Genomic DNA, 4,844 nt, shown 5'->3' with positions numbered 1-4,844 from the left:
GTCAGCGAAAGCCCGCCTACAACCTCCAATATGGTGTAGAGGCATCCTTCATCGTATGGGCAGGTATCTATGCGAATCCGACGGATACAAGGACACTCATCCCGTTCTTGGAAGATTTTCAGGAATACATCGGAACAAGAAGCAGGAACATCATCGCCGATGCAGGCTATGAGAGTGAGGAGAACTACCTGTATCTGCGGGACAAGGGACAGGCATCCTACATCAAGCCGAACAACTACGAGATCAGCAAGAAGCGCAAGTGGAAGAACGACATTGGACGGCGTGAAAACATGGTGTATCTTGCAGGAGAGGACGTCTACCTATGTGCCGAGGGCAAACGCCTCAGTGCGGTGGGCACGCGCAGGACAAAGAGTGCAGGCGGATACATCAGTGAAAAGACGATCTATGCGTACGCGGAGTGCAGGGAGTGTGAACGGAAGGGGCAGTGCATCCACGGCAACCACAGCAAGATACCGCTTCAGGAGCGGGTAAAACGGTTGGAAGTGAGCAAAGTCTTTCAGCGGGAGCGGGAGGAAAATCTAGCACGGATACGCAGCACGGAGGGAATCCTCCTGCGGATGAATCGGAGCATACAGGTAGAGGGTGCATTTGCACAGATCAAGGAGAACTTCGGATTCCGACGGTTTCTGACGCGGGGACAAGAGAGCGTCTTAGGAGAAGCAATCCTGCTGGCACTTGCTCACAATGTCTTGCGGTTGCACGAAAAGATACAGCGGGACGCGGTGGGGCGGCATCTTATTGCGCTCAAGGAAGCTGGATAGGACACGGGACAGAAAAACAAATAAGGGCAGAAGAACAAGGGCGAATACAGGGATCGCCCTTGTTCCTCTGCCCTGTTTTAGTGGATCTTGTCTTTTTTGCTGGGCTTTTACGAAAATGATATGCTTCCATGAAAAGAGGGCTACTGTACGAAGACAAATTTGCCTTCGTGCAACAGCCCCATGATTACATCATATTCTACTCAATAATCGTAATGCGTCCCTGCCCCTCGGGGTTCTCATAGCCCGCGCCAATGCTGCCGCCCTGTGCCTCAATATAGGCGGCGATGGTTTCGACATCGGAGAGTGCAGAGTCGAGGAGGATGGGCGTGCCGTCGAACATGGTCATGCCGTTGCCGCTGTTGCGCATGATGTAGGAGGTGCCGACGACGGTATAGTCCTGCGTGAGATCGAGCGGCTCGCCATTCACCATGACATCCCTGACGCGGTACTCACCCGCGACGCGGACGAAGCCGCCCTGTCCATCGCGCTCCACCGAGGACGGCACGCGCGCGTCGATGGTGTAGGTCAGCCCCGAGACGTGGAGGAATCCGCCGGAGTCTTCGGGATACTTCGCCGCACCGAGTTCGAGCGCGTCGAGCAACTGCTGCCCCATGACGCTGCGCTTAACGAGGGTATTCGTAAAGGGGAATGTGCTCGAAAGTGTGTTGTAGGTAATCGTCCCTGTCAGAATCGGCGTACGGAAGCTGCCGCCGTTGACGATCGCCACATCGGCATTCGTGGACGCACGGAGGGCATCTGTCACAAAGTCGCCGATATTCGTCTCGCCCCTGCGCACGCGGAGCACGCCGTCGATGTCCGTCACGAGGTCGACGGTCGCCGTGCCGACAGGTCTCGCAAGCTGTTCGTCCGCCTTCGACATTTCCTCGTCCGCGACCTGCTTGACGGTCGGATCGAGCGCGGTCAGCCCCTTCACGAGCTCGCCGCTGACACTGCCATCGTCGTGAATGACGATCTTGCCGACTGTTGCCAGCTTCGTTCCGGTCTGCTCAACGAGAACGTCTTCGCCGTCCTTGTTCTTGTCGATGCGCGTATACTGCTCGTGGGAATGCCCGTCGATGATGACGTTGATGCCGCTCGTGTGTGCCGCCAGAGCGCCGCTCGACCAGACGGGGACTGCACCGGTCGTGCCGAGATGCGCGACGAGCACGACATACTCCGCCCCTTCGGCACGCGCCTGATCGACGGTCTTCTGCACCTGTGCATAGAGCTTTGTGCCGTCCTCGTCCTCGCAGAATCCATAGATGTACTTTCCATTTTCATCCTGAAAGAACTTCGGCGAGGAGGATATGAGTGTCTCGGGCGTCGTCACACCGATGAGCGCAATCTTCTTGCCGTCGAGCGTGATGTGCTTATGCGTTGGAAAGACAGGCTCGCCCGTGCGCTTGTCGATGAAGTTGCAGCTGTAGTAGCCGCACCCAAGCTGCGCGGCGAGCTCCAGATAGCGATCCATGCCGAAGTCGTACTCGTGATTGCCGGGGATGGCGAAGTCGTAATCCGCACTGTCCATGATGCGGATGATTGCCGCACCTCGGGACAGGCTACCGATCGGTTCGCCCTGAATGGCATCGCCCGCATCCACGAGGATGACCTCCGGATTCTCCTTCTGAAGGTCATGTTTGTACTGCGTAACGGCGGCGATGTGGATGTTCTTCGCGATGCCGCAGTGGATGTCGTTCGTGTGGAGAATGACGGCATCCGCCCACGCGGTCAGCGGCAGTGCAGAGACAAGGAATCCTGCGGCGAGACTGCCGAGCAGCCTTTTGAGCTTCGTTTTCATACGTGCGCCTCCTTTATCAGAATCCAAAACATTCCTATTGGTGTTCTAATACGCCTTGAGTTTTGTTCTGTCAAGAAACACCGTTATTTGCGGCCGGAATGACAGCTTTTAATTGGCGCAGGTACTCAATCGTGCACCCAGTTTTTTTAGCTATTTCTTCTAAAGGTAGGTTTTTTCCCAGAAGCGGAATAATGTGCAGCACATCCCTCATTCCTTCTTTCCGCTCCTCTTTCATCTTCATCTCGTACGTCATGTAACCCACCGCCTCTCCTTCGATCATCTTGACCTTCTGTATCTCCTCATCAATCTCCTGCACAAAGCGATCTGCTGTCAGCACTCCATCGACATACTGCAAGAATGCCTTGATGGAGGAGTCGATCTCTCCTATCGTGCCCTTCGTATTGAGAAATATCTTGCGCGCATCATCCTGCAACCGTAAATCCGTATCCTCGACACAGCGGTTCTCAAACGTATAGAGATATCGTCCTGTATCAAACGGATCGAACGGACAGATAAAGATGATAATGGTCGGGTTCAGGCTGTCATAGTCCGCGCCCGATGCGAGCAAGTCGGCATCCATCATCGACTGATAGTAACGCGTACGCTTCGAGAGTCCGTCACCCTCGGGCTTTCGCACCTGCATCTCGATGTTATAGACTGTTCCCGCATCGTCTTTTACATAGACATCCAAACGAACACCTTTGCTGTGATAACGCACCGACACAGATTTCTCCGTCTCAAGATAATGAATATCCTCGATCTCAATGTGAAGAATCCGCTCAAGCATCTGCTTGCATATACGCTTGCGACTCATGATGAGCTTAAACATATAATCGTCCCGAATCGTCAGCTCTTCCCACGGCTTGATCCGATACCCACTCATACGCTCACCTCTTTTCTCTATTTTACGAATTTTTGCAGGAGAGCGCAAGAAAAACACGCAGATAAATAATCTTTGATTGTCATACCTTATTCGGTCTGATAAAATATATGTAACGGAGGTGATGCCCATGCTGTCGATCAAAGTCACGAAGGTCATTCCTCTTGAGAATCTATGCCTTCTCCTGTGGGACTTTCTTTTCCGACAACATAACGAACTGCAAATGAGGGTATTCAAATGGAACATTTCATTACAGCAATCCATATCAATCATGTGCGCCATTTGAAGGATATTGACATTCCTCTTTCCTCTGAGAAGCGCCAGCATTTGATCCTGACGGGGCGAAATGGAAGCGGTAAGACAAGTGTATTGGATGCGCTGAAATTATACTTGATGCTCTACCCCTGTAACGAATATGAAATGAACTTTTATAGTCAATTCTTTTCAAAAAATCCACCCCTAATAAATCATCGCATCATCAAGAATTTGACACTGCCCCCCGTTCCAAACATGATGGTGTCAGAAGATCTGTTACCTGACCCACTTCCTCGGAAAACGGGTATTCTTGTAGATTTTTCAACGAGTACATCTACATTACAGAGTGAAATAAACGCAGGAAACTTTATTATAGCATTCAATATCCATTTGCGCAAAGGCGTGATATGTTAAATCGCATGATGTATCCACCGAAGCAATAGTGTCAAGGCTTCACGGGAATAACATCAATCATTTTACGCAAAGACGAAATAGCTACACAGAAGGTGAATCATGGTGTTTTGTAGGCAAATTGTAGACAAATGTAGACAAGAAAAACAGAGGGGACGGCGCACGATACGCTGTCCCCTCTGTTCGTTTATTTGTCACCACTCAGCCACGTTATACATTACCGTCACGCCCTTATAACGCCCGCCGTCAAAGTGCGCCAACGCCTCAAAACGCCCCTGCTCATACCCCACCGACATAAGCGCCTTGCCGTCAATCACGGATGCGCCCGCCTTGATGCGGCGGTCTTTGCGCAGATTGACCTTGTACACGTCAACCTTCTGCTCTTCGCGCGGCAGCGTTTTCCCATCCTTGTCCTGCGTAATCGGCGTGACGATGGTGCGGTCACTCTTTTCCCGCGCCGCCCGTGGCAGTGTCGGACTGTCCTCCTTGATCTGCCGCTCAACGACCTGCGCCGCACGCTCTACAGTAGGAGCGGTAACATGGTACGTCACTGTAGGCGCACGCTGCCCCGCCTGCACCTCCGCAAGTCTCCGCTGCAAGGCCTCTGCGTTACTCTTGGAGATATCCAGTTGCTGACGCAGTGTCTTAGCGTCTTGCGTTTGCTCTTGCGACATGACAGCGGGCTTTTCCGCCGTCGTCTGCTCCGAGGCGGAACTCC

At 52.7% G+C, this 4,844-nt stretch carries 5 protein-coding genes; 2 read left to right on the top strand and 3 right to left on the bottom strand.

Annotated features, from left to right (window positions below; translation table 11 throughout):
• Window positions 1–782 (top strand): transposase (locus tag AXF19_RS06535; protein WP_157092528.1); only part of this gene is annotated, 782 nt, incomplete at its 5' end.
• A gap of 196 nt (window positions 783–978) precedes the next feature.
• On the opposite strand, the gene AXF19_RS06530 is transcribed toward AXF19_RS06535, so the two are convergent.
• Complete coding sequence (locus AXF19_RS06530; RefSeq protein ID WP_066846666.1) at window positions 979–2,580, bottom strand: bifunctional metallophosphatase/5'-nucleotidase; 1,602 nt, start codon at window positions 2,578–2,580, stop codon at window positions 979–981.
• Between the two features lie 70 nt (window positions 2,581–2,650).
• Window positions 2,651–3,463: an Rpn family recombination-promoting nuclease/putative transposase gene (locus AXF19_RS06525; protein WP_066846663.1), complete on the bottom strand. Its 813-nt coding sequence runs from the start codon at window positions 3,461–3,463 to the stop codon at window positions 2,651–2,653.
• Window positions 3,464–3,697: 234 nt separating this feature from the next.
• On the opposite strand from AXF19_RS06525, the gene AXF19_RS13780 reads away from it, so the two are divergent.
• Window positions 3,698–4,129, top strand: a complete 432-nt coding sequence (locus AXF19_RS13780) for an AAA family ATPase (protein WP_084784788.1) — start codon at window positions 3,698–3,700, stop codon at window positions 4,127–4,129.
• Between the two features lie 191 nt (window positions 4,130–4,320).
• Here AXF19_RS13780 and AXF19_RS06520 read toward each other — a convergent pair.
• Window positions 4,321–4,844 (bottom strand): glycoprotease (locus AXF19_RS06520; RefSeq protein WP_084784787.1); only part of this gene is annotated, 524 nt, incomplete at its 5' end.

This window comes from Selenomonas sp. oral taxon 126, assembly GCF_001683335.1.
Taxonomy (GTDB): Bacteria; Bacillota; Negativicutes; order Selenomonadales; family Selenomonadaceae; genus Centipeda.
The sequence above is the reverse complement of the archived record's forward strand: the minus strand, read 5'-3'. Positions and strand labels throughout refer to the sequence as shown.

What these genes read in the sequence shown, in the direction of transcription:
- AXF19_RS13780 (WP_084784788.1), top strand. Translation starts at nt 3,698, where the DNA reads ATGGAACATTTCATTACAGCAATCCATATCAATCATGTGCGCCATTTG.
- AXF19_RS06525 (WP_066846663.1), bottom strand. Translation starts at nt 3,463, where the DNA reads ATGAGTGGGTATCGGATCAAGCCGTGGGAAGAGCTGACGATTCGGGAC.
- AXF19_RS06530 (WP_066846666.1), bottom strand. Translation starts at nt 2,580, where the DNA reads ATGAAAACGAAGCTCAAAAGGCTGCTCGGCAGTCTCGCCGCAGGATTC.